At 73.0% G+C, this 23,870-nt stretch carries 23 protein-coding genes; 11 read left to right on the forward strand and 12 right to left on the reverse strand.

What is annotated here, in order from left to right; genetic code table 11:
* Positions 1–246: 246 nt before the first annotated feature.
* The 4 genes from ACFWP2_RS18400 to ACFWP2_RS18415 all read right to left on the reverse strand — a co-directional run bounded on the left by ACFWP2_RS18400 (position 247) and on the right by ACFWP2_RS18415 (position 4,082).
* Positions 247–729 carry a hypothetical protein gene (locus ACFWP2_RS18400; protein ID WP_380452452.1) on the reverse strand — a complete coding sequence of 161 codons (483 nt, stop codon included), beginning with the start codon at positions 727–729 and terminating at the stop codon, positions 247–249.
* A 548-nt stretch (positions 730–1,277) separates the two neighbouring features.
* The gene (locus tag ACFWP2_RS18405) at positions 1,278–2,156 is read right to left on the reverse strand and encodes an alkaline phosphatase family protein (protein WP_380452454.1); all 879 of its coding nucleotides are present in this window, start codon (positions 2,154–2,156) and stop codon (positions 1,278–1,280) included.
* 241 nt (positions 2,157–2,397) lie between these two features.
* Positions 2,398–2,775: an ADP-ribosylation/crystallin J1 gene (locus ACFWP2_RS18410; RefSeq protein WP_380452458.1), complete on the reverse strand. Its 378-nt coding sequence runs from the start codon at positions 2,773–2,775 to the stop codon at positions 2,398–2,400.
* Between the two features lie 119 nt (positions 2,776–2,894).
* Complete coding sequence (locus tag ACFWP2_RS18415; protein WP_380452460.1) at positions 2,895–4,082, reverse strand: acyl-CoA dehydrogenase family protein; 1,188 nt, start codon at positions 4,080–4,082, stop codon at positions 2,895–2,897.
* 191 nt (positions 4,083–4,273) lie between these two features.
* Here ACFWP2_RS18415 and ACFWP2_RS18420 point away from each other — a divergent pair, with 191 nt between their 5' ends.
* The gene (locus tag ACFWP2_RS18420; protein WP_380452462.1) at positions 4,274–4,588 is read left to right on the forward strand and encodes a hypothetical protein; all 315 of its coding nucleotides are present in this window, start codon (positions 4,274–4,276) and stop codon (positions 4,586–4,588) included.
* 37 nt (positions 4,589–4,625) lie between these two features.
* Here the strand turns inward: ACFWP2_RS18420 and ACFWP2_RS18425 are convergent, their stop codons facing one another.
* Both ACFWP2_RS18425 and ACFWP2_RS18430 read right to left on the reverse strand, forming a co-directional pair.
* Positions 4,626–4,934, reverse strand: coding sequence for an AzlD domain-containing protein (locus tag ACFWP2_RS18425; RefSeq protein WP_380452728.1), 309 nt, complete (start codon positions 4,932–4,934; stop codon positions 4,626–4,628).
* Complete coding sequence (locus tag ACFWP2_RS18430; protein WP_380452464.1) at positions 4,934–5,674, reverse strand: AzlC family ABC transporter permease; 741 nt, start codon at positions 5,672–5,674, stop codon at positions 4,934–4,936. The genes ACFWP2_RS18425 and ACFWP2_RS18430 overlap by 1 nt, the downstream gene beginning before the upstream one ends.
* A 159-nt stretch (positions 5,675–5,833) precedes the next feature.
* Here ACFWP2_RS18430 and ACFWP2_RS18435 point away from each other — a divergent pair, with 159 nt between their 5' ends.
* On the forward strand, positions 5,834–6,484 hold the full coding sequence (locus ACFWP2_RS18435; protein ID WP_380452467.1) for a helix-turn-helix domain-containing protein: 651 nt from the start codon (positions 5,834–5,836) through the stop codon (positions 6,482–6,484).
* Positions 6,485–6,515: 31 nt separating this feature from the next.
* Here the strand turns inward: ACFWP2_RS18435 and ACFWP2_RS18440 are convergent, their stop codons facing one another.
* On the reverse strand, positions 6,516–8,459 hold the full coding sequence (locus ACFWP2_RS18440) for a cholesterol oxidase substrate-binding domain-containing protein (protein ID WP_380452469.1): 1,944 nt from the start codon (positions 8,457–8,459) through the stop codon (positions 6,516–6,518).
* Positions 8,460–8,886: 427 nt separating this feature from the next.
* On the opposite strand from ACFWP2_RS18440, the gene ACFWP2_RS18445 reads away from it, so the two are divergent.
* Both ACFWP2_RS18445 and ACFWP2_RS18450 read left to right on the forward strand, forming a co-directional pair.
* A complete protein-coding gene (locus ACFWP2_RS18445; RefSeq protein WP_380452471.1) occupies positions 8,887–9,672 on the forward strand; it encodes a carbon-nitrogen hydrolase family protein in 786 nt (261 codons plus the stop codon).
* Positions 9,673–9,913: 241 nt separating this feature from the next.
* Positions 9,914–11,320, forward strand: coding sequence for a class II fumarate hydratase (locus ACFWP2_RS18450; RefSeq protein WP_380452473.1), 1,407 nt, complete (start codon positions 9,914–9,916; stop codon positions 11,318–11,320).
* 114 nt (positions 11,321–11,434) lie between these two features.
* On the opposite strand, the gene ACFWP2_RS18455 is transcribed toward ACFWP2_RS18450, so the two are convergent.
* Entirely contained in the window at positions 11,435–11,908 is a 474-nt protein-coding gene (locus tag ACFWP2_RS18455) for an SPW repeat protein (RefSeq protein WP_380452475.1), read from the reverse strand.
* Positions 11,909–12,093: 185 nt separating this feature from the next.
* On the opposite strand from ACFWP2_RS18455, the gene ACFWP2_RS18460 reads away from it, so the two are divergent.
* The gene (locus ACFWP2_RS18460) at positions 12,094–12,684 is read left to right on the forward strand and encodes a PadR family transcriptional regulator (RefSeq protein ID WP_380452478.1); all 591 of its coding nucleotides are present in this window, start codon (positions 12,094–12,096) and stop codon (positions 12,682–12,684) included.
* Between the two features lie 135 nt (positions 12,685–12,819).
* Entirely contained in the window at positions 12,820–14,535 is a 1,716-nt protein-coding gene (locus ACFWP2_RS18465) for an acyl-CoA dehydrogenase family protein (RefSeq protein ID WP_380452480.1), read from the forward strand.
* Between the two features lie 104 nt (positions 14,536–14,639).
* Here the strand turns inward: ACFWP2_RS18465 and ACFWP2_RS18470 are convergent, their stop codons facing one another.
* The 4 genes from ACFWP2_RS18470 to ACFWP2_RS18485 form a co-directional block, all read right to left on the reverse strand.
* Positions 14,640–15,323 carry a response regulator gene (locus tag ACFWP2_RS18470; protein ID WP_380452730.1) on the reverse strand — a complete coding sequence of 228 codons (684 nt, stop codon included), beginning with the start codon at positions 15,321–15,323 and terminating at the stop codon, positions 14,640–14,642.
* A 265-nt stretch (positions 15,324–15,588) separates the two neighbouring features.
* Positions 15,589–16,254 (reverse strand): hypothetical protein, encoded by a 666-nt coding sequence (locus ACFWP2_RS18475; protein WP_380452482.1) that lies wholly within the window; start codon positions 16,252–16,254, stop codon positions 15,589–15,591.
* A gap of 53 nt (positions 16,255–16,307) precedes the next feature.
* Complete coding sequence (locus ACFWP2_RS18480) at positions 16,308–16,718, reverse strand: hypothetical protein (protein ID WP_380452485.1); 411 nt, start codon at positions 16,716–16,718, stop codon at positions 16,308–16,310.
* Positions 16,715–17,107, reverse strand: coding sequence for a hypothetical protein (locus tag ACFWP2_RS18485; protein WP_380452487.1), 393 nt, complete (start codon positions 17,105–17,107; stop codon positions 16,715–16,717). Before ACFWP2_RS18485 ends, ACFWP2_RS18480 begins: the two co-directional genes overlap by 4 nt.
* A gap of 354 nt (positions 17,108–17,461) precedes the next feature.
* Between ACFWP2_RS18485 and ACFWP2_RS18490 the strand changes: the two genes are divergently transcribed.
* The 5 genes from ACFWP2_RS18490 (at position 17,462) to fahA (ending at position 23,819) form a co-directional block, all read left to right on the forward strand.
* Entirely contained in the window at positions 17,462–18,823 is a 1,362-nt protein-coding gene (locus ACFWP2_RS18490; RefSeq protein ID WP_380452489.1) for a phosphoribosyltransferase family protein, read from the forward strand.
* Positions 18,824–19,054: 231 nt separating this feature from the next.
* The gene (hppD, locus tag ACFWP2_RS18495) at positions 19,055–20,269 is read left to right on the forward strand and encodes a 4-hydroxyphenylpyruvate dioxygenase (RefSeq protein WP_380452491.1); all 1,215 of its coding nucleotides are present in this window, start codon (positions 19,055–19,057) and stop codon (positions 20,267–20,269) included.
* Positions 20,270–20,428: 159 nt separating this feature from the next.
* The gene (locus ACFWP2_RS18500) at positions 20,429–21,631 is read left to right on the forward strand and encodes a homogentisate 1,2-dioxygenase (protein ID WP_380452493.1); all 1,203 of its coding nucleotides are present in this window, start codon (positions 20,429–20,431) and stop codon (positions 21,629–21,631) included.
* Entirely contained in the window at positions 21,628–22,590 is a 963-nt protein-coding gene (locus ACFWP2_RS18505) for a hypothetical protein (RefSeq protein WP_380452495.1), read from the forward strand. Before ACFWP2_RS18500 ends, ACFWP2_RS18505 begins: the two co-directional genes overlap by 4 nt.
* Complete coding sequence (gene fahA, locus ACFWP2_RS18510; protein WP_380452497.1) at positions 22,587–23,819, forward strand: fumarylacetoacetase; 1,233 nt, start codon at positions 22,587–22,589, stop codon at positions 23,817–23,819. The genes ACFWP2_RS18505 and fahA overlap by 4 nt, the downstream gene beginning before the upstream one ends.
* The last annotated feature ends 51 nt before the right edge of the window (positions 23,820–23,870 follow it).

Genomic DNA, 23,870 nt, shown 5'->3' on the forward strand with positions numbered 1-23,870 from the left:
CAAGACGCTCGGCTGGGATACCCCAGCCGAGCGTCTACGTGATCTACTCACCGTCTGAAACCAAGCGGTGTTGCGACGACCCCTTGAACCCAAGATCTTCCGGTGCGCGGCGGGCCGTTCCGTTCCGTGCCCTTCCCTGGCCCGGGAGTGGCCGTGGAAATGGCCCGAAGTGGCCAGGAGGAGCCATCAGCAGGGCCCGGCAGGGCCGGCATCGCTCGGCGGGCGACAGAGGGCCGACCGCCGGACTCAGCGCTTGGTGACGTGCTCGGCGCGCAGCGCCGCCTGGACCGCGGCACCGTCCTGCCAGGCGTAGAGCTGGTTGCCGGCCAGGGCCACGTTGTAGTGCCCGCAGGTGCCGCTGGCCTTGGTCACGACGTTCTCGGGGAACCAGCCGGCCTTGAGCGACTCCGGCACCGGGTGCGCGCTCTTGCCCGGCAGCCCGGTGGTGCAGCCGACGGGCAGCCGGCCCTCGGGGAGGGTGGCGCGCAGCAGGCGGTCGTCGCCCGTGGTGGACATCAGGTACTTCACCCCGGAGGCGTTGTCGGGCAGCCAGGTCGGCATCGACCGGCGGTCGGCCTTGGCCTGGGTGCCGGTCTCGTAGGAGCCCTGCTGCTGGTGGTGCGCGTCGTACCAGTCGGACACCCGCGGGCCGATTGCCACAGCCGCCACGGCGACGGCCATGCCGGTGCCCGCGACTCCCAGCGCGACCTTGCTCACGATGCCCTTCATGCCCGACTGCCCTCTCCGTTGTCGTGACCGGTGCGGCCCTTGCCGCTTGGGTCGGCTGCCGCATGGGTCGGCTGCCGCTTGTGCGCGTCGCCGCTCGTCTCCGCCCGCGGCCGTTCCGGTCGGCCTCACCGACCCGGCCGGCGTGCTCCGCCGTCCGGTGCAACCATCGTGGCCCGTCCGGACCCGTCGGATCGTCACCACCAGGTCGCGATCTTGTCTCCGACCCACGGGGTAGGTCCTCCACCTTCAGGCGTATGTCCGTCGGCAGGGACCCTGAGGCCCACCGATCCCGGACCCACGGATTCCGCCCGCGGATCCCGGCGCCGCAGGCCCCGGACCGGCAGGCCGGCACGGACAGGCCCCGGCCTCGCGGGCCCCGGGTACGTGCCGCTCCGGCGCTCGGGTCGGCACGCCCGGGTCGAGTGCGGCCCGAACCCCGATCGAGCCCCGATCGAGCCTCGCTCAAGCCCGGGGTCGCCGCAGCCCGGCCTGCTGCACCCGGGGCACCGGCCGCAGGTTCCGTTCCCGGTCGCCCGACCGCCGCCGCCTCAGACCGCCGCCGCCACCGGCCGGGCGACCGGGAACGGGCGGCCGTCGAGGGTCCAGTGCGGATCGATCGGGCGCAGCAGCGAGGCGTACACCTGCGCGGCGACGTCCGGGTGGCGGATCTCGCCGGTGGGCGGGCCGGCCGGGATGTCGTGCCCGGCGCAGGCGACCCAGGCCGTCCGCTCCTCGGCCGTACGGCCGCCGTGGCCGCCGGCGTCCACGTGCCCGTGGTCGGTGACGACGATGACCGTCCACTGCTCCTCGGCGTAGGTCGCCCGGCCGCGGACGGCATCGAGGAGGCGGCCGAGGCGCTCGTCGGCGGTGCGCATGGACGCACGGTACTCGTCACCGCAGCCCAGGAAGTGGGCGGTCTCGTCGACGGCGCCGAGGTAGACGAAGGACGCCTCGGGGTCGGCGGTGCCGAGGACGTGGACGGCCTCCCGGGTGACCTCCTCGTCCACCGCCTCCCAGGCCTCGGGGGTGTCCTCGGCGGGGGCCACGTAGGAGAGCCGACCGGGGGCGCGGAACAGCGGGCCGCCGGACTCGTTGATCATCAGCGGGTCCCAGCCGGCCGCGACGAAGGTGCGGCGTCGGTCGCCCCGGGCGAGCCGGGTGGCGAAGTCGGGGAACACGTCGAGCCGGTTGCCGCCCAGGTGGTTGCCCCACACGCCGTGCTTGGCCGGCTCGACGCCGGTCACGATGGTGGCCCAGCACGGCCCGGACATGGTGGGCGTGCCGTCCGCGACGGTGACCGGCACCAGGAACCCGGCCTCGGCGACCTCCTGCAGGCGCGGCATCGGCACCCGCGCCAGGTAGTCGTGGCGGACGCCGTCGATCCCGACGACGAGCACGCGGGGGCGGGGCCACTGGGCAGCGGACATGGGGGGGTTCCTTTCGGTCGTGCGCACCCGGCCACGCCCGCCGAGGGCGCCGCCGACCGCGCCATGGTTCACCGGCCGCCGTACCGGCCGGCGTCCCACCGCCGAACGCCGGGTGTCCACCAGGTGTCGGACAGACGCTTGACCGCCCCCGCGCGGACCCCCCAGGCGGAACTCCGCACACGGAACTCCCCCGCGCGGAACCCCCCTGGGCGGAACCCCGCCGGCTGGGCGGCCGGCCGCCTCACGGCTGTGGGCGGAACTCGTGGACGACCTCGATGCGGCCGACGATGTGCCGGTTGAACTCGGCCACGTCCTCGGCGGGAACCCAGAGTTCGAGGATCGTGCGGCCGCCCGCCTGCTGGACGGGGTAGCGCTCGAGGAAGGCGGTGTCGACCTCGAAGCGGGTGACGTAGCCGACGCCCGACGCGGGCACGTTCCAGTCCCGGGCGATCCGGACCGCGTAGTCCTCGTTGAGGACGGGGTAGAAGATCGGCTGCTCGGGCAGGCGGGGCGGCCAGGCGCGCCAGTCGGCGGCCTCGACCAGGGCCAGCTCCTCGGGGCCGGTGGGGCGCCAGAGGGTGGTGGTCGGGGGCTGCGTCTTGACGAACCGGCTGGTCATGGCAGGGACGGTAGCCGGGCCACGACAGGCCCGGCCACCGGTTTTCCCGGGCCCGGGAGGGCGGGAGCCGACGGCCGCCGGTCAGCGGGCAGCAGGCTCGTCAGCGGGCAGCAGAGGCGTCAGCGGTAGGCGGACTCGCCGGTGATGGCCTCGCCGAGGACCAGCGTGTGGATCTCGCTGGTGCCCTCGTAGGTGAGCACCGACTCCAGGTTGTTGGCGTGGCGCAGCACCGGGTACTCGGTGGTGATGCCGTTGGCCCCGAGGACGGTCCGGGCGCTTCGGGCGATCTCCAGCGCGGTGCGGACGTTGTTGAGCTTGCCGAAGCTGATGTGCGGCGGGCGGGCGGCGCCCTGCTCCTTGAGACGCCCGATCCGCAGGGCGACCAGGTACGCCTTCTCGACCTCCAGCATCATCTCGACCAGCTTCTGCTGGGTCAGCTGGAAGCCCGCGATCGGGCGGTCGAACTGGATCCGGCTCTTGGCGTAGTCCAGGGCGGCGGTGTAGCTGTCGCGGGCGGCGCCGACGGTGCCCCAGAGGATCCCGTAGCGGGCCTCGTTGAGGGAGGAGAGCGGTCCGCGCAGGCCGATCACCCCGGGCAGCACCGCGTCGGCGGGCAGCACCACGTCGTCGAACGCCAGCTCGCTGGTGACGGAGGCGCGCAGCGAGAGCTTGCCGTGCACGTCCGTGGCGGTCAGGCCGCGGGTGCCGCGCTCGACCAGGAAGCCGCGCACGCCCTCCTCGGTCTGCGCCCAGACCACGGCGACGTCGGCGATGCTGCCGTTGGTGATCCACATCTTGCTGCCGGACAGCACCCAGTCGCCGCCCTCGCCGCCCTTGCGCACCGCCCGGGTGCGCATGTTGGCCGGGTCCGAGCCGAAGTCCGGTTCGGTGAGGCCGAAGCAGCCGATCAGCCGGCCGGCGGCCATGCCGGGCAGCCAGCGCTGCTTCTGCTCCTCGGAGCCGAAGGCGTGGATCGAGCGCATGGCGAGCGAGCCCTGGACGGAGACGAAGCTGCGCAGCCCGGAGTCGGCCGCCTCCAGCTCCATGCAGGCCACCCCGTACGCGACCGCGTCGGCGCCCGCGCAGCCGTAGCCGTCGAGGTGCATGCCGAGCACGCCCAGGGCACCGAGTTCGGGGGCGAGTTCGCGGGCCGGGAAGACCCCGCGCTCGAACCAGTCGCCGATGTGCGGGCGGATGTGCTCCTCGGTGAACCGGCGGACGGTGTCGCGGATCAGCCGCTCCTCGTCGGAGAGCAGGTCACCGACGGCGAGCAGGTCGGACGGGTCGATCCGGGTCGGCTTCGTCACTGAAGCTCCTTGTACTCTCGGCGGAATACCGGCGAGTATTCCGCACCCGGCCGGGCGGTGGGCGGGCGTGAACGCGTGAGGATGGCGACACGTCCGGCCTGGCGTACGGCTGACGGGAACACGCGGAGCGGAAACGGACCGAACGGACTGAACGGCCGGAACGGCCGGAACGCGAGGAACGGGGGCAGGAGATGGCGCGCTGGGCACTGGTCGTCCAGGAGACGGTGGGCATGGGCCAGGATCGGACCTGGGGGAGCAAGGTGCTCGCCGAGGTCGAGGGAAGCCGCGAGGAGGCCGTCGAGGAACTGAAGCGGCTCGTCCCCTCCTACACGCCGCAGCACCCCTTCAACAGCCGACGGCGGACGCTGCTCCGCGACGGGGACACCTACCTGCTGATCTCTCAGGGGAGCATGCGCGACTACCACTGCGTGTTCAAGGTGTGGGAGCTGCTGTGGGACAGCAAGCGGCCGGAGGTGCAGGCGGAGCGGCTGACAAATGACAGCTGACGGCTGACGGCTGACAGATTTCAAACTCTGTCAGCCGTCACCCCACCCCGCAGAGCCGCAGCAGCGCCGTGGCCGCCGCACCCGCGATGACCACCACCGGGAACGGCGCCCGGCGCAGCGCGAGCACCCCCGCGACCAGTACGCCCGCCGGCCGGGCCCACCCCGCGAAGCCGTGCCCCTGGGTCAGCGCACCGGTCGCCACCAGGGCCACCAGCAGCACGGCCGCCGCGACGGCCAGCAGATGCCGCACCCGCGCCGAGAGGGCGAGCCGACCCGCGAGCAACGGCCCGGCCAGGCGGTAGGCGTACGTTCCGACCGCGAGCAGCAGGATCGCGTACAGCGGCATCATCGGACCCTCTCCTTCTCCGCGTCCGCGGCGTTCCGCCCGTCCGCCGCCTTCCGGCCGCCCGGCCCCTCCGCCGCCGGCCGCCCGGCGAACAGCAGCCCGACCAGGGCGAGCAGTACCGGCAGTCCGGCCGGGACGAACGGCGTCGCCGCGACCGCGACCACCGCACCCACCACCGCCGCCGTACGGGTGCGGCGGTCCGCGAGCGAGGGCAGGACGAGCGCGAGCAGCACCGCGGGGAAGGCCGCGTCCAGGCCGAACGCGTCCGTGTCGCCGATCAGCCCGCCCGCGAGCGCGCCGAGCAGCACCGAGATGTTCCAGACCACGAACAGGGCGATCCCGCAGAACCAGTACACGGCCCGGCGCCGACGGGGCTCGCTCTGCTGCAGGGCGAAGGCGGCGGTCTCGTCGGTGAGCAGCTGTGCGCCCACCAGCCGCCGCCACCACGGACCGTCGAGCACGTCGGCCACGGTGAAGCCGAAGGGCAGCAGCCGGGCGTTGAGCACCAGTCCGGTGGCGACCGCCGCGAGGGCGCCGCCGCCGGAGAGCACCACGCCGACTGCCGCGAACTGGGAGCCGCCGGCGAACACCAGGACGGAGAGGGCTGTCGGCACCCAGAGCGGCAGACCTCCGGAGACGCTGATCGCGCCGAAGGACGCGCCGACCAGCGCATCGGCCAGGCAGACCAGGGCGACGTCCCGGAGGGTGACGCGCTCCAGTGTTCGAATGAGCGAACGCATGTTCATTAGAGTGAACCGACCCGCCATCGTTCGTCAAGGCGAACAGGCGGACCGATCAGGCGAACGGTGGTCGACGTGACCGGCCGTGGCAGCATGAACGACGGCATCAGCCGCACCGGGAGCCATGGAAGGGGCCGGGAAGAAGCGTGAGTGGCGAGCATGAGTGACCAGAGCACCCCGACCACGGACCCCGGCGACCCCGGCCGCTCCGGCAGCTCCGGCCGCTCGGGCGGCAGCAACAACGGCAGCAGCAGCGCCGGCGGCGGCGAGCTGATCGGCCAGATCGCCGCCTCAATCAGGCGCGAGCGCGAGCGCAGTGGGCTGTCGATGGCCGAGCTGGCCCGGCGCGCCGGCATCGCCAAGTCCACGCTGTCCCAGCTGGAGTCCGGCGCGGGCAACCCCAGCGTGGAGACGCTCTGGGCACTCGGGGTCGCACTGAACGTGCCGTTCAGCCGGCTGGTCGATCCGCCGCGCCCGGCGGTCAAGGTGATCCGGGTCGGCGAGGGTCCGGTGACCCACTCCGAGCGTGCCGACTACGCCGCGACCGTGCTCTCCTCCTGCCCGCCCAACGCCCGGCGCGACATCTACCGGATCGAGGCGCAGCCGGGCGAGACCAGGGCCTCCGATCCGCACATGCCCGGCACCGTCGAGCACGTGCTGATCGGTGCCGGGCGGGCGCTGGTCGGGCCGACGGAGGAGCCGGTGGAGCTGGGCCCGGGCGACTACGTGAGCTACCCGGGCGACGCTCCGCACGTGTTCCGCGCCCTGGCTCCGGACACCCTCGCGGTGATCGTCATGGAGCACATCTGACGAATCGTCAGGACTCGAAGTGGGGCGCCGGCTACTTCAACAGACCGTCCAGGAAGGGATTTCCGAACACCCGGTGCGGGTCGTGGCGGTCCAGGACGGCGATCGCCTCGTCCCAGCCGGGCCCACCGCCCGCCCGCAGGCTGTCGGGAACGACCCGGCCGATCAGGTCGGGATCGGACCAGGCGGCGGCGTCGGTGTACGCCCAGCCCTTGGACCACTCGACCCGCAGGCCCGCCCGGGCGCCGTCGAAGGTGCGCAGCAGCCACTGCTCCAACTCCCGGGCGAAGCGCTCCAGTCCGGGGGTTCCGGGGAAGGCGAGGACGTCCAGCCAGATCGCCGTGTCCCACTCCGGGCGGTCGGCGCGCGGCCGCAGCGCGGACAGCAGCGGGGGCCGGGCTCCGGGGACGCCGGAGGAGGCCGGGTCGTCCAGGCCGGTGACCCGGATCTCCACCGCGCCGTTCACCGGGAACTCGCCCCGGGCCTGGTAGGCGGCGAGCAACTCCCGGTAGTAGGCGGCGAATTCGCTCACCGCCCACTGGAGGTCGGCGCGCTTGACGAGGATCGCGTAGCCGTTGGCGGTGACCCGCAGGGTGGTCGGGCGGACGTACTGCAGCAGGGTGCGCGAGGGACCCCAGAGATCGGAGCGCAGTCCGCCCGCGAGCAGGTGGGTGAGCACCTCGCCGCTGAGCAGTTGGCGCAGTAGCGCGCCGGAGAGCAGGACGTCGGTGATGTCGCCGGTGAGTGCCACCTTCGCGACCAGGTACTGAAGTTGGCCGAACAGCGGGGCCGAGGCCCAGGCGCCGGTGACGATCTCACCGGCGAGCCGGGCGACCGGTTCGGGAACGCTGTCCGAGAAGGGGTAGTTGTAGGGGTGGTCGACGGAGAGGGAGGCGAGCGGCTTGTTCGGGGTGACGCTCCAGGTCTTGAGCCAGGGGTACTCGGTGTAGGCGAACCAGATCGCCTCGACCCGGCCGTCGCGTTCCACGAAGTCGGCGAGGGTGCGCGGGCCTCCCCCGCCGCCGAGGACACCCCCGAGGACACCGCCCAGCACTCCCCCGAGCACCCCGCCCTCGCCGGCACCCGCACCTGCACCCGCCCCGGCACCGGCACCGGCACCGGCACCCGGGCGGGCGAAGAGCTGGCTCGCCGGGATGTCGAGCCGGCTGACGCAGCGCAGCGGCCGGTCGGCGCCGGCCCGCAGCACCACCTCGGTGAGGAAGGCCCGGCCGAGGTGGACCAGGAAGGCGGCGCTGTCGGCCTCGGAGCGGTCGAAGGTCCGCAGCGTGTAGCGGCCGGTGGCCGGGTCGAGGACGACGGCGGTGAGCCGGACGACCTGGTTGCTGACCGATCCGAAGCCGTGCCCCTCCGGCCGCACCTCCCCGGCGGCCGGGACGGCGGTGCCGTGGCCGCCGATGGCGAGCACGCCGCCGACGGTGATCTCGCCGGGGGCCGGGCAGGCGGTCAGGCCGAGGCCGCGGTCGGCCAGGTGGGCGAGCAGGGCCTCCATGGTGGCGCCGGTCTGCACCCGGACGGTGTCGGGCGATTCGGCGCTGATGGCGGTGAGGTGCCGGCTGGTGTCCACCAGCAGCACCCGGGCGCACTCCGGCGTCCCGGCGGCGACGGTGAGCGGTGCCCAGGTGTGCCGGTAGCCGGAGGCGCGCAGCCGCCAGCCGTTGGCGTGCGCCCAGTCGGCGAGGGCCGGGACCTCCTCGGGGGTGCGGGGCGCGCAGGTCCACAGCTGGTCGGTACGGATCTCGCCGGACCAGTTCTGGAAGACCCGCTGGTAGAGCTCCGTCCCGGCGGGCAGCCCGGGCGGTACGGGCGCGGCGGCCTCGGCACTGTCCGGGCCGACGGTGCCCCGCAGCAGCCAGGCCGCGCCGCCGAGCGCCGCCGAGGCGCCCAGCAGCCGCCGTCGGGTGAGGCCGCCAGGGGTGCCCTTCACCGTGCTCGCGGCGGCGGTCGAGGAGGCGCTCACCGAGGCCTTCGTCGAAGCCTTCGCCGGGCCACCCGTCGGGACATCCTTCGGGGCGTCCTTCGGGGCGTCCTTCGGGGCGTCCGGTGGGATCATCCCCTTCTGTGCCGCCCCGTCACCCGTTCCGCCCATCGGGCCCTGTCCTGTTGTCATCCGTCCGTCCGCCCCCTCGTCCTGGTTTCCCCGGGCCGAGCTGCGGCGATCCGGGTTCGGCCGGGTTCCGCCCGGCCCGGTCTGGAGCGTAGGGAGGGGCGCACGGCAGTTTGAAGCGCCCGCCCGGGATCTCACTCCTTCGAGTGAGATCGATGCGATCTGCCGCTGTCGTCGCCGTCCGCCTGCCCGCCCGGCGTCCTGGCTCCATTGCCCGCGTTCCCGAAGGGCGCATAGGTTGATCACGATCACCCCACACCGCCCCGCCGGAGGCTCCGCCATGCCCTCGTCCACGCCCGCACCCGAGCCCTCCCGTGCGCACCCGCCCTTGAACCCGCCCTCGCCCGGAGCGCTGACCGTCGCCGTCGCCCAGCCCGTCTGCGCCCCCGCCGGTCGCCCGGACACCGTGTCCGAGAACGTCGCCCTGCACGCCGAGGCCGTACGGGAGGCGGGCACCCGGCTGGTGGTGTTCCCCGAGCTGTCGCTGACCGGATACGACCTGGCCGCACCGGCCGTCGCCCCGGCGGACGCCCGGCTCGCGCCGCTGGTGGCGGCCTGCGCCGCGACCGGCGCCGTCGCCCTGGTCGGGGCACCGGTGGCCGAGGCCGACGGGCGCGAGTCCATCGCCACACTGGCGGTCACCGGGGAGGGCGCCGAGGTGGTCTACCGGAAGATGCGCCTGCACGGCGCCGAGGTGGAGCGCTTCTCCCCCGGCGAGAAGCCCGTCGTCCTGGAACTGGACGGCCTGCGGCTCGGCCTCGCCGTCTGCGCGGACGCCGCGGACCCGGCGCACGCCGAGGAGACCGCCGCGCTCGACATCGACGCCTACGTCGCCTCCACCCTCTACGGCCCCGGCCCCGCCCAGGCGGAGCGCCGGGACGGCCACGTCCGGGACCGGGCCGCCGCCCACGGGGTGTGGTGCGTGCTCGCGACCTGCGCCGGGGCCACCGGCGAGTACCCGGACAGCTCGGGCGGCTCCGGCGTCTGGGCCCCGGGCGGCGAGCTCGTCGTCCAGGCCGGTACCGACCCCGGCGAGCTGGTCCGCGCCGAGCTGCCCCGCCGGTAGGCGCCGGGCCCGGAGAGCGCGCCGCACCGGCCCGCCTCGGGCAGCGGGCGCGCGCCGGAGCGGAACAGAACGGATCCGCACCGAACTGGACTGCACTGGCCTGGCCTGCACTGGCCTGCACTGGACTGGACTGAACGGAGTCGGATCACCCCGACCGGAAATACCCGGGGCCCGCTCGCGGCTGTGGTGATCGAAGATCCGTTCCGGGCCGTTCGGGCCCGTACAGGAGGTGCAGCGCGCGATGGGTGGCGAGCAGGAGAAGCCGCAGGAGTACCGGATCGAGCACGACTCGATGGGCGAGGTCCGGGTGCCGGCCGACGCGAAGTGGCAGGCGCAGACGCAGCGGGCGGTGGAGAACTTCCCGGTGTCCGGCCAGCGGCTGGAGCGGGCGCACATCGCCGCGCTGGCCCGGATCAAGGCCGCCGCGGCCCGGGTGAACGCCCGGCTCGGGGTTCTGGACGAGGAGACGGCGGAGGCGATCGTGGCCGCGGCCGAGGAGGTCGCGGAGGGGCGCTGGGACGACCAGTTCCCGGTGGACGTGTTCCAGACCGGCTCGGGCACCTCGTCCAACATGAACACCAACGAGGTGATCGCCACCCTGGCCGGGGAGCGGCTGGGCCGACCGGTCCATCCGAACGACCACGTCAACGCCAGCCAGTCGTCCAACGACGTCTTCCCGTCCTCGATCCACATCGCCGCGACCGCCGCCGTCACCAACGACCTGGTCCCGGCGCTGGAGCACCTCGCGGAGTCGCTGGAGCGCAAGGCCGCCGAGTTCGCCCGGGTGGTCAAGTCGGGCCGCACGCATCTGATGGACGCCACGCCCGTCACGCTCGGCCAGGAGTTCGGCGGCTACGCGGCGCAGGTGCGGCACGGCCGGGAGCGACTGCTGGCCACCCTGCCCCGGGTGGCCGAACTCCCGCTCGGCGGGACGGCGGTGGGCACCGGCATCAACACCCCGCCCGGTTTCCCGGCGGCCGTCATCGCGGAGGTCGCCCGCGCCACCGACCTGCCGCTGACCGAGGCCCGGAACCACTTCGAGGCCCAGGGCGCGCGGGACGCCCTGGTCGAGCTGAGCGGTCAACTGCGCACCGTGGCGGTCGGGTTCATGAAGATCGCGAACGACCTGCGGTGGATGGGCTCCGGTCCGCGCACCGGGCTCGGCGAGATCAACCTGCCGGACCTCCAGCCCGGTTCGTCGATCATGCCGGGCAAGGTGAACCCGGTGCTGCCCGAGGTGGTGCTGATGGTCGCCGCCCAGGTGGTGGGCAACGACGCGACGGTCACGCTGGCCGGCGCGAGCGGCAACTTCGAGCTGAACGTGATGCTCCCGGTGATCGCCCGCAACGTTCTGGAGTCGGTGCGGCTGCTCGCCAACAGCGCCCGACTGCTGGCCGACCGGACGGTGGACGGCATCACCGCCAACGTGGAACGGGCCCGGGAGTACGCGGAGTCCTCGCCCTCGGTGGTGACCCCGCTGAACCGCTACATCGGCTACGAGGAGGCCGCGAAGGTCGCCAAGCAGGCACTGGCCGAGCGCAAGACGATCCGTCAGGTGGTGCTGGATCGGGGCTACGTCGAGCAGGGCAGGCTCACCGAGGAGCAGCTGGACGAGGCCCTGGACGTGCTGCGGATGACCCACCCGTAGCGGGGCGCACGGCGGCCGGCAGGCGCCGGGGCACCTTCTTCGTCACGGGACGCGCGCAGGGGCGCGGCGGGCGGTTGCGCCCTCCGCGCCCCGGCCACAGGGCTGCGGGGAAGATCAGCCCTTGGCGCGGCCGGCCCGGCCGCGCCGCATCGACGCTCCGTTCGACGTCATGGTCGCCATCGAGATCGCCGCGAGGCCGAGCAGGAACATCACGGCGCCCGCGATGACGCAGGTCACGATGTTCTTGCCGTGCGCGACGGACCCGGAGACGACCCACGGGGAGATGATCGTCCAGACACCCAGTGCGGCGGCCGCCCAGGCCCGGGCGTGGGTGCGTTCGTAGGCCGATCCGTAGCCGGCCATCAGGGCCGTGTAGGCCAGACCCACGATCAGGCAGGTCACGGTCAGGGTGCTGAACGCGGTGAAGCCGACGATCCATGGCGATGCCGCCAGGAAGAGACCGGCCAGGACTGCCAGGGCTTCGACGCCCTGGGCACGGGGGGTCGAGGTGACCCGCTCGTAGCGTTCACGGAGCTCGACGATGTCCGGATGGTGCTCCATGCCCGTCGTCGGGATATGGGTTGCCACCGATACCACCTCCTGTGGTCGGAACCGGTAAGGCGCTTGCCCCGTACCCATTCTGGCGCTTATCCATGGTTTTGCACCCGATAGTCCGGAATGAGCGATAACCATCCGGTCACGCCGGTGACCTGCGTCTCAACCGTCAGGGCCGCCATTGCCTATGCAACTCGTTGCATAGCAGGATGCGGGCCATGGCACTGGAGCACGCGATCCTCGTCTCGCTGCTGGAGCAGCCCGGTTCCGGCTACGAGCTGGCCCGGCGCTTCGACCGCTCGATCGGACGCTTCTGGACCGCCACCCACCAGCAGATCTACCGGGTGCTGCGGCGAATGGAGGCGGACGGCTGGGTGGCCGCGCAGGAGGTCCCCCAGGACGGACGCCCGGACAAGAAGGTCTACTCGGCGGCCGGGCCCGGACGGGCCGCGCTGGCCGACTGGCTACGTGAACCGGTCGAGCCGGAGACCGTGCGGCACGAGCTCGCGGTCAAGATCCGGGCCGCCGCCTTCGACGACCCGGCCGCGCTGCTCTCCGAGGTCGAACGGCACCGCGAGGGCCACGCCGCCCTGCTCGCCCGCTACCTGCACGGCGAGCAGCGGGACTTCCCCGACACCACCGCACTCGATGCGCACGAGCAACTGCAGCACGTGGTGCTGCGCGGCGGCATCGAGTACGAGCGGATGACCCTCGCCTGGCTCGACGACGTGCTCGCCACCCTGCGCCGCCTCGCTGCCGACGGATCACGGCCGGCAGACGACGGCCGACCGGCGACGGCCGACCGATGACAGCGAACAGATGACAGCGGACGGATAACAGACGACAGGCGACAAGTAACAGAGTTTGAAATCTGTCACCCCAACCCTGTCACCCCAACCCTGTCACCCGCCCTCCTCACACCCTCGACCCCCAGGAGCCCCTCGATGCTCTTCAACCCGCGCAACTACGACCCCGCACAGTTCGACGAGCCGACCCGCCGACTGCTGCGCTCGACGGTGGACTGGTTCGAGTCCCGCGGCAAGAAGGCGCTGATCGACACCTACATCGACCGCAGCTGGTACGCCGACTTCCTGGACTTCGCCGCCAAGGAGGGCCTGTTCGCGGAGTTCCTGACCCCCGCCGCGGCCGACCCCGACAAGCGCTGGGACACCGCGCGGATCGCCGAGCTGAACGAGATCCTCGGCTTCTACGGCCTCGGCTACTGGTACACCTGGCAGGTCACCATCCTGGGCCTCGGCCCGGTCTGGCAGAGCGAGAACGAGGCCGTCCGCGCCCGCGCCGCCAAGCTCCTCGCGGACGGCCACGTGATGGCCTTCGGCCTCTCCGAGCGCACCCACGGCGCCGACATCTACTCCACCGACATGATCCTCACTCCGGACGGCGAGGGCGGCTTCACCGCGACCGGCTCCAAGTACTACATCGGCAACGGCAACGTGGCCGGCCTGGTCTCGGTGTTCGGCCGCCGCTCGGACGTCGAGGGCCCCGAGGGCTACGTCTTCTTCGCCGCCGACAGCCGCCACGACGCGTACCACCTGGTCAAGAACGTGGTGAACGCGCAGATGTACGTCAGCGAGTTCCGCCTGGAGGACTACCCGGTGCGCGCCGAGGACGTGCTGCACACCGGCCAGGCCGCCTTCGACGCCGCGCTCAACACCGTCAACGTCGGCAAGTTCAACCTCTGCACCGCCTCGATCGGCATCTGCGAGCACGCGATGTACGAGGCCGTCACGCACGCCCACAACCGGGTGCTGTACGGCAAGCGGGTCACCGACTTCCCGCACGTCAAGCGGGAGCTGACCGACGCGTACGCCCGCCTGCTGGCGATGAAGCTGTTCAGCGCGCGGGCCGTGGACTACTTCCGCAGCGCCTCCCCCGAGGACCGCCGCTACCTGCTGTTCAACCCGATGACCAAGATGAAGGTCACCACCGAGGGCGAGAAGGTCATCGACCTGATGTGGGACGTCATCGCGGCCAAGGGCTTCGAGGCGGACACCTACTTCGACAAGGCCGCGAAGGACATCCGCGGCCTGCCGAAGCTGGAGGGCACCGTCCACGTCAACCTGGCGCTGATCCTCAAGTTCATGGGCAACTACCTGTTCGCCCCGGCCGACTACGCCCCGGTGCCGACCCGCCTGGACGCCGCCGACGACGCCTTCCTGTTCCGGCAGGGCCCGGCCCGCGGCCTGGGCGCGATCCGCTTCCACGACTGGCGCACCGCCTACGACCGCCACGCCGAGCTGCCGAACGTCGCCCGCTTCCGCGAACAGGCCGACGGCTTCTGCGAGTTGCTGCTCCAGAACGCGCCGAGCAAGGAGCAGCAGGCGGACCTGGACTTCCTGCTGGAGATCGGCCAGCTGTTCGCGCTGATCGTGTACGGCCAGCTGGTGCTGGAGCAGGCCGAGCTGACCGGCCTCACCGTCGCCGAGCACGGCGGCGACGTGCTGGACCGGATCTTCGACGCGCTGGTCCGCGACTTCTCGGCGCACGCCACCGAGCTGCACGGCAAGGCCTCGGCCACCGAGCAGCAGGCCGCCTGGGCGCTGGCCAACGTGCGCCGCCCGGTCGCCGACCCGGCGCGGGACGCGCGGGTGTGGTCGCAGGTCGAGGCGCTCTCCGGCGCGTACGAGATGCAGCCGTGAGCGGGATGCGGCTGTGACTGGGGTGCGGCCGTGAGCGGGATGAGGCCGTAGCGCGAAGGCAGTAGGACCCCGGGGGTGCCGGTCGGCGGACCGGCACCCCCGGTTCACCTCTCCGGGGCGGCCCGGCCGTCGCCGAGGCCCATGTCGCGGGCCCGGGCGACCGCCTCGGCGCGCGTGGCGACGTGCAGCTTCTCGAAGATGTGGGTGATGTGGTTGCGGACGGTCTTCTCCGCGACCACCAGCTCCCGGGCGATCCGCCGGTTGTCCAGTCCGCGCGCGACCAGGTCCAGCACCTCGGCCTCGCGGGCGGTGAGTTCAGGGAAGAGCTGTCCCGCCTCGCGCATCTTCGCCCCGGCCAGCAGGACGGTGATCCGTCCGGCCACCTCGCCCCCGAACACCGCACCGCCCGCCGCGACCGTCCGCACCGCGTGCAGCACCTCGTCCCGCCCGGCGCCCTTGACCAGGTAGCCGCGCGCGCCGGCCTGGAGGGCGGCGAGCAGGTTCCCGTCGTCGTCCGACATGGTCAGCATCAGCACCGGCGGCGGCGCCTCCTGGGTGGCGAGCTGCCGGACGGCCTCCAGTCCGGAGCCGTCGGGCAGCGAGAGGTCCATGATCACCACGGTCGGGCGGTGCCGGGCGACCGCCTCCGGAACATCGGCGACCCGCTCGGCCTCGGCGACCACGAGGACGCCCTCGGCGCTCTCCAGTGCCGCCTTGAGCCCCTCCCGGAAGAGGGGGTGGTCGTCGACGATCAGCACACGGACGGCTGGGTCACCGCCCGGGTCCATGGGTGCCAACGGCTGTTCTTCATCCACCCGGCCGACACTATCAGCGGCGGTGGCGTGACTTTCCGTGACGTGCTCGCGAAGTCCTCAGCGTGTCGGGGCCGGGAGGACGGGCCCTGGTGGGCGCCGTTACGCGGCGGTGGGCTGCGGTGGGCTGCGGTGGGCTGCGGTGGGGCGGGGCCGGAAGACGGGAGACGGCCGACGGATGACAACCGACAGATGACAGACTCTGAAATCTGTCATCTGTCGGTCGACTGTTCGATCGGCCTCAGCTCTGCGGACCGGTCTGCCCCGAGCGCATGGGCTTGCCGTCCCATTCCGGTCCCAGGACGGCACCGGGTGCGCCGACGCGGCCCAGCACGGCGAGCACCGGTCCACGCCGGCCGGCCCGCAGGCCGTACCGCTCCCCCGCCCGGGCGTAGACCAAGTCACCGGAGTACAGAAGGACTTCACCCAGCTCGCCGAGGAAGGCGGCGGCCCCGGAGAGGACCACCAGGAAGGCGTCGGTGGCCCGGTCCGCGCACGGTCCGCAGGTGCCGCCCGGGTCGAGCCGCACGATGCCCACCTCCACCTGCCGCGGGCTCGCGGCGGACGCGGAGTCCGACCGCTGGGCCGGGATGGTGCCCCGGAGCGGGGCCGGGCGGACGGTGAGCACGGTGGTCGGCGCGCCGCGGACGGCGGTGATCCGGCAGGAGGTGCCGGGACGGTGGTGCAGCGCCTCGCCCGGGGAGAGGATCCGGCCGGCCGCGAACAGCCGACCGGAGAGCACCACGGTCACCGACTCGACGGATTCGTAGGGGAGTTGCTCGACCCGGACGCCCGGCGGCAGCGCCTCGACGGTGAGTCCGGCGCGGACGGTCGGCCGCTGCTCGGGGTCGATCAGCCGCTGGAACGCGGGCGCGGTGCGGGGGACGGCAGCAGGGACGAGGATCACGAGAGACCTCCTCCGACGAGGTCAGGCAGGACAAGCAGGACCAGCGGGACCCATCAGGGCCGGTCACGGCGGGTGGCGCGGCGCCGGGCCAGGGCGGCCCGGGTGCCGGCGGAGTGCCGGGGGACGGCGAGCGTCAGACTGAGCAGTTCCGCACCGAGCGGCCCGGCCTCCAGGTGCAGGGTGCGGCCGCGGCGGGCCAGCAGCAGATCGCCCTCGGATGCCAAGTGGTCCGGCTCGTCGGACAGTTGGCCGACGACTGCGGCGCCGCGCAGCACGTGCAGGACGGTCTCGGTGTCGGGCCGGCCCGGGAGGACGTGGTGGGCGCCCGGGCTCAGCCGCAGGTGGTCGAAGGCCTCGCAGGCGCTGGCGAGCATTCGGCTCCGGGCGAGGGAGCGGATCCGCACGCGCTCGCCGTTCGGGCCGAGGACGACCATGGCCGCGCCGGTGTCGGTGGTGACGATCACCTGGGGTCACCTTCTTCGGGAGAGGCTTCGGAACGGTGGACGGAGGGGGCGGGGACGGCGAGCAGGGCGTGGAAGAACTCCAGTCCGGCCGTCCCGGCGGTCAGGACGGTCCGCGAACCGAGCGGCAGCACGACCGCGGTGCCCTCGACCAGCGGCAGGCCGGCGTCGGCGCGCTCCGGGTGGTCCGGGTGTGCGGTCCCCTCGGGCAGTTCGGCGAGCCCGGAGCCGGCGGTGACGTAGAGCGCGTGCTCGATGCCGTCGGCGGCCAGCTCCGCGCTCCGGCCCGGGTCGAGTCGTTGCAGGCCGACGCCGCGCAGCGGTCCGGCGAGCAGGCGGCCGGGGTCGACGGCGCCTCGGCGGCGCAGGTCGGTGATGACGGTGCCCGACATGACGGGCGCTCCTTCCGGTCGCGGGCGGGCTCTGTGGTCCGCCTCTGCGATCCACCGTGCGCCGCCCGCTGTCCCGGCCACACGGGGGTGTCGTCCCGTCCGGCTCCCGATCCGATCCCGGCTCGATCCCGCTTCCGATCCCGGTCTGGCCCCGGCCCCGATCCCGGTCCGCCCCACCCGGGATCCCGGTCCGCCACCGCGCGGAGATCCCGGCCTGCTTCCGCCCCGGTCCCGACCCTCGCCGCCGCACCCCGATCGCCCCCCGAGGCGCCCCCGGGTCGCCCCCGGGTCGCCCCCGCCCGCGAACGCCCCGAGCCGACCGGAACGACGTACGGTGGAACCGGAGGCCGTGTCATGCACGTCACCGGAACCCACTTCACCCGCTTCGCCGACCGCACCGAGGCGGGCCGTCGGCTGGCCGCCCGCCTGGGACACCTGGCCGGACCCGACACCGTGATCGTGGCGCTGCCGAGGGGCGGTGTGCCGGTGGCCGCCGAGGTCGCCGCGGCGCTCGGCTCACCGCTGGACATCTGCGTGATCCGCAAGCTCGGCGTGCCCTACCAGCCGGAGCTCGGCATGGGGGCGATCGGCGAGGACGGCGTCCGGGTGCTGAACGACCAGGTCATCCGGTTCTCCGCGGTCACCGACGAGCAACTGGCCGAGGTGGAGCGGCGCGAGCGCGCCGAGCTGGCGCGCCGGGCCCGCCGCTACCGGGGCGACCGGCCACCCGCCGACCTGCGCGGGCGCACGGTGGTCGTGGTGGACGACGGCATCGCCACCGGCTCCACCGCCCGGGCGGCCTGCCGGATCGTCCGGGAGCGCGGCGCGGCCCGGGTGGTGCTCGCGGTGCCGGTCGCGCCCGCGGACTGGGCCGAGCGCCTCGACGAGGTCGCCGACGAACTGGTCTGCGTCGACACGCCGTCCCCGTTCTACGCGATCGGCGAGTTCTACGCCGACTTCACGCAGACCGAGGACGAGGAGGTGCTGCGGCTGCTGGCCCAGGCCGGCGGCGACCCGCCCGCGGCCTCCGCCGGGGTCGACCGCGAGCTGCTGCTGCCCGCCTCCGGGGCCCGCCTCGCCGGCCGGCTGACCGTCCCGGCCGGCGCGCGCGGGGTCGTCGTCTTCGCGCACGGCAGCGGCAGCGGCCGGCACAGCCCGCGCAACCGGCACGTCGCCGAGTACCTGAACCGCACCGGGCTGGCCACGCTGCTGTTCGACCTGCTCACCGAGGCCGAGGAGGCCGACCGGCGGAACGTGTTCGACGTGGCGCTGCTGGGCGGCCGGCTGACCGCCGTCGCCCGGCAGCTGGGCGCGGCGCAGGGCGGCCCGGACGCCGACGTGCCCGAGACCCGGGGCCTTCCGCTCGGCCTGTTCGGCGCCAGCACCGGCGCCGCGGCCGCGCTGCACACCGCCGCCGAGCTGGGCCCGGCGGTGTGTGCCGTGGTCTCCCGGGGTGGTCGCCCGGACCTCGCCCCGCCCGACACGCTGGCCCGGGTCCGCGCTCCGACGCTGCTCGTCGTCGGCTCCCTGGACCCCACCGTGCTCGACCTCAACCGGCGGGCCCGGAGCCGGCTGCGCTGCGAGACCGGGCTCGCGGTGGTGCCGCACGCGAGCCACCTGTTCGAGGAGCCCGGGACGCTGGACCGGGTCGCCGAACTGGCCTCGGACTGGTTCCTGCGCCACCTCCCGCGCCCCACTGGCCCCGGAAGTGCGTGACCGTCCCATTGCGCAGGATTCGTGCATCGTCCCCGGTCAGCAGCGCATTTTGCGCAGCTGACAGCGGGATTTTCTGATCAGCTTGTACACATTGAGCAGTCAAAATCCGACCTGTTGCCCAACCACCCCGACAGTAGCAAGCTCTCCGCAACCACACCGCCCACCCGTTCGCGGTGCGGTCGCGATCCAGCGGAAGCCTCGACGGCGAGGCCCGAAGTGGAGGAACGAGCGATGACCCCGCAGACCCACGCCCTTGAGTTGACCCCCGAGGAGCGCGAGGCCGGTCTTGACGCCGACCAGCTGCGCCGCCTCGTCGGCCTTGTCGAGCACGACGACGCCGCCGACCCGTTCCCCGTGACGGCCCAGGACGCGGTCGTCTTCGTGGTCGGCAACGCCACCCAGACGGCCCAGTTCTACCAGGTCGTCTTCGGCATGGAGCTGGTCGCCTACTCCGGCCCGGAGACCGGTCGTCGGGACCGCAAGGCGTACGTGCTCCGCTCCGGTTCCTGCCGCTTCGTGATCAAGGGCGGTGTCCAGCCGGGCAGCCCGCTGCTGGACCACCACCGCCGCCACGGCGACGGCGTCGTCGACCTCGCCCTGGAGGTCCCGGACGTCGACAGGTGCATCGAGCACGCCCGTGCGACCGGCGCCACCGTGCTGGAGGAGCCGAACGACGTCTCGGACGAGAACGGCACCGTGCGCCGCGCGGCCATCGCCACCTACGGCGAGACCCGCCACACCCTGATCGACCGCTCCCGCTACCACGGCCCCTACCTGCCGGGCTACGTCGTCGCGGAGAGCAGGGTCACCCACCCGGAGGGCTCGCCCAAGCGGCTCTTCCAGGCCCTCGACCACGCCGTCGGCAACGTCGAGCTGGGCCGGATGGACGAGTGGGTGTCGTTCTACAACCGCGTCATGGGCTTCGTGAACATGGCCGAGTTCGTCGGCGACGACATCGCCACCGAGTACTCGGCGCTGATGTCCAAGGTCGTCGCCAGCGGCAACCACCGGGTGAAGTTCCCGCTCAACGAGCCGGCCGTCGCCAAGAAGAAGTCCCAGATCGACGAGTACCTGGAGTTCTACACCGGCCCGGGCTGCCAGCACATGGCGCTCGCCACCAACGACATCCTCACCACCGTGGACGTCCTGCGGGCGCGCGGCGTGGAGTTCCTCGCCACCCCGGACGCCTACTACGACGACCCGGAGCTGCGCGAGCGGATCGGCAAGGTCCGGGTGCCGATCGAGGAGCTGAAGAAGCGCGGCATCCTGGTCGACCGCGACGAGGACGGCTACCTGCTGCAGATCTTCACCAAGCCGATCGGCGACCGCCCCACCGTCTTCTACGAGTTCATCGAGCGGCACGGTTCGCTCGGCTTCGGCAAGGGCAACTTCAAGGCGCTCTTCGAGTCCATCGAGCGCGAGCAGGACCGACGCGGCAACCTGTGAGCGTCCGACGGCTCCGACGAGCCGGGCACCGGCGATCGGGGCTCTGACGGGCTCCGGCGATCGGCGCTCTGACGGGCACCGGCGAACGGGGTCCGTGACAAGCTCCGTCGAGCTCTGACGAAGCGGATCTCTGCCAATCGGTCGAGGAGGACCACGGAGATGGCGTACTACCGGCAGCTGGGCAGCATCCCGCCCAAGCGGCACACCCAGCACCGCACTCCCGAAGGCGGTCTTTACTACGAGGAGTTGATGGGCGAGGAGGGGTTCTCTTCGGACTCCTCGCTGCTCTACCACCGGGGCATCCCCTCGGCGGTGGTCAACGCGGTGCCCTGGGAGCTGCCGGACCAGTCCACGGTGCCCAACCATCCGCTCCTCCCCCGGCACCTCAAGCTGCACGAGCTGTTCGCGGACCAGGACTGGAAGTCCGCGGACGTCGTCGGCAGCCGCAGACTGGTTCTCGGCAACGGCGACGTGCGGATCTCGTACGTCGCCGCCGGGGCCCCGAGCGAGCTCTACCGCAACGGGCTCGGCGACGAGTGCGTGTACGTGGAGTCCGGCTCCGGCACGGTCGAGACGGTGTTCGGCTCGATCGAGGTCGGGCAGGGCGACTACGTGATCATCCCGCGCGCCACCACCCACCGCTGGGTGCCGGCCGGCGACGAGCCGCTGCGCGCGTACTGCATCGAGGCGAACAGCCACATCACCCCGGTCAAGCGCTACCTGTCGAAGTACGGGCAGCTGCTGGAACACGCGCCGTACTGCGAGCGGGACTTCCGCGGACCGGTCGGACCGCTGGTCGTCGATGCCCCCGGGGACGTCGACGTGCTGGTCAAGCACCGTGGCCCGAACGGGATCGCGGGCACCCGCTACACCGTGCCGCACCACCCCTTCGACGTGGTCGGCTGGGACGGCTGTCTGTACCCGTACGCCTTCAACATCAGGGACTTCGAGCCGATCACCGGCCGGATCCACCAGCCTCCGCCGGCCCACCAGGTCTTCGAGGGCAACGGCTTCGTGATCTGCAACTTCGTTCCGCGCAAGGTGGACTACCACCCGCTGTCGATCCCGGTGCCGTACTACCACGCCAACGTGGACAGCGACGAGGTCATGTTCTACTGCGGCGGCGACTACGCGGCGCGCAAGGGCTCCGGCATCGGCCAGGGCTCGATCTCGCTGCACCCGGGCGGACACACCCACGGGCCGCAGCCGGGAGCGTACGAGCGCAGCATCGGCGCGGAGTTCTTCGACGAGCTGGCCGTCATGGTGGACACCTTCCGCCCGCTGGAGCTCGGCGAGGGCGGCCGGGCCGGCGAAGATTCCGACTACGCCTGGACCTGGGCCGGTCGGGGGCCCGGGCGATGAGCGCACTGGCTTCGGGGGGCGTGATCCCCGAGCTGTTCCGCGAGCTGTTCGACGACGCGGCGGTGTTCCCGCCGGGGAACCTTCCGGTCGTCGAGGCGGTGCCCGCGCACCGGGCGCACCGCTCGGCCTGGTACGCCGAGGCGGTCGGGCCGCTCCTCTGCGGGGCGGGCCGGCTGGGCGAGTTGGCCGCGGCCGTCGCGAACTCCCCGACGACCGTCGGCTCCGAGGCGACTTCGACCCCCGCTGCCGGCGAGGACACGGCGGCGGGCACGACGGGGGCGGGCGGATCGGTGGTGGCGGGCGACCGGCCGCTCAGGGTCGGGCTGGTGCTGCCGGGGGGCAGCACCGAACTCGCCCCGGCGCTCGCCGCCGCCGCGCCGTTCGAGCTGGCCGGCGTCGAACTGGCCACCCGGGACGCCGCCGAGGCGGTGGCCGCACTGGACCGGCTGCTGCCACCGGACGTCCCGGCCGCCGTCGAACTGCCGCGCGAACTCCTGCGCGGGGACGGACTGGACGCCGTCCTGGACGTGCTGGTGGACAGCCCGTACCGGGCGAAGTTCCGCACCGGCGGACTGGTCGCCGAGGCGTTCCCGGACGAGGAGGAGCTGGCCGCCTTCCTCACCGGCTGCGCGCAGCGCGGACTGCCCTACAAGTGCACGGCTGGGCTGCACAACGCCGTCCGGCACACCGACCCGGAGACCGGGTTCGAGCACCACGGCTTCCTGAACGTGCTGCTGGCCGCGCAGGAGACCGACCGGGCCGCGGCCGCGGCGGTGCTGGCGGAGCGCGACGGCGAGGTGCTGGCCAAGGCGGTGCGTTTGCTGACGGATCGTCAGATCACGGTGATCCGCAACTCGTTCACCGCGTTCGGCACCTGTAGCATCGCCGAGCCCCTGGGTGACCTGGCCGCACTCGGCCTGCTGTCGTCGCCCAGTCCACTGCACCAGGAGGACCGTTGAGCACCACCCCCAGCAGCACCGGCAGCTGGCTCGCCAGCGCCCAGGACTCGCCGTTCGGCGTGCACAACCTGCCGTACGGCGTCTTCACCGCCGCCGACCAGCCGGGGCGGCGCCGGATCGGCGTGCGCGTCGGAGACTTCGTGCTGGACGCCGGGGCGGCCGCCCGCGCGGCCGGTGCGCCGTCGACGCTGCTGGAGGCGGACTCGCTCAACCCGCTGATGGCGGCGGGGCGTCCGGTCTGGACCCGGGTGCGGGCGGACCTCACCACCTGGCTCACCGACGAGTCCTTCCGCGAGGCGCTGTCGCCGGCGCTGCTGCCGGCCGACGAGGTGGAGCTGCACCTGCCGTTCGAGGTCGCCGACTACGTCGACTTCTACGCCTCGGAGCACCACGCCACCAACCTGGGCCGGATCTTCCGCCCGGGCGCGGAGCCGCTCACCCCCAACTGGAAGCACCTGCCCATCGGTTACCACGGGCGTGCGGGCACGGTCGTGGTCTCCGGCACACCGGTGGTGCGGCCGCACGGGCAGCGCAAGGCGCCCGCCGACGCCGCTCCGACCTTCGGGCCGACGCGCCGGCTGGACATCGAGGCCGAGGTCGGCTTCGTCGTCGGCACGCCGTCGGAGCTCGGCCGACCGGTCGTGCTGGACGACTTCCGCGAGCACGTGTTCGGCGTCTGCCTGCTCAACGACTGGTCGGCGCGCGACATCCAGGCCTGGGAGTACGTGCCGCTCGGCCCGTTCCTCGGCAAGTCCTTCGCAACCTCGGTCTCGCCGTGGATCGTCCCGCTGGAGGCCCTGGATCACGCCCGGGTCGCACCGCCGGAGCGTGACGTCGAGCCGTTGGCGTACCTGGACGACCGGGGCGGCGAGCCGTGGGGCCTGGACCTGGCGATGGAGGTCCGGCTGAACGGGCACCCCGTCTCCCGGCCGCCGTTCGCCACCATGTACTGGACGGCGCAGCAGCAGCTGACCCACATGACGGTCAACGGCGCTTCGCTGCGCACCGGCGACCTGTTCGCCTCCGGCACCGTCAGCGGACCGGAGCGGGACACCCGGGGTGCGCTGATCGAGCTGACCTGGAACGGCGAGGAGCCGCTGAAGCTCCCGGACGGGACGATCCGGACGTTCCTGGAGGACGGCGACGAGGTGACCATCACCGCGACCGCGCCCGGGCCGGACGGCGCCGTGCTCGGGTTCGGCGAGGTCACCGGGCGCGTGCGCGGCTGAGCGATCACGGGTGACAGCCGACGGCTGACAGGTGACGACTCACAACGGACG

The organism is Kitasatospora sp. NPDC058444 (assembly GCF_042721415.1).
Classification (GTDB): Bacteria; Actinomycetota; Actinomycetes; order Streptomycetales; family Streptomycetaceae; genus Kitasatospora.